The organism is Streptomyces huiliensis (assembly GCF_020037025.1).
Lineage (GTDB): Bacteria > Actinomycetota > Actinomycetes > Streptomycetales > Streptomycetaceae > Streptomyces > Streptomyces huiliensis.
Genome location: NZ_JAIQLH010000425.1, coordinates 1 through 371 on the forward strand (window position 1 = coordinate 1; position 371 = coordinate 371).

The following is a 371-nucleotide window of genomic DNA, read 5'->3' on the forward strand; positions in this document are numbered from 1 at the left end:
CACGACCTCGGCTCGACCAACGGCACCACCCTGGACGCGACCCCGGTCGACGACCGGCCCGTGCCGTTCCGCCCCGGAGCGCTGCTCCGCGCGGGCGAGTCGACCCTGGTCCTCCACGGCCCCGACGGCACGGACGGCCGCCCCGACGCCCCCGCCCCCGGCACGGCGGCGAAGGACGCCGGCTCCCCGCCGCTCCTCCCCACCTCCCCCGACGGCGAGGGACACCTTCGGGTGACACCCCGATCCCGTCGTCCGGAGTCCGTCACCCGGACGGACGGGCCCGGGGCGCGGGGCGTGGAGGCCACGGACGCGCGACGCCGGGCGGGCGGCCACGGGGTCAATGCAACGGCCGGGGCCGGCGGGGCCGGCGG

General features: G+C 80.6%; 1 protein-coding gene. It reads left to right on the top strand.

Features of this window, described 5'->3' with window-relative positions:
* On the top strand, positions 1–371 hold a 371-nt coding region (locus JNW98_RS34620; RefSeq protein ID WP_223772248.1), incomplete at both ends, for an FHA domain-containing protein.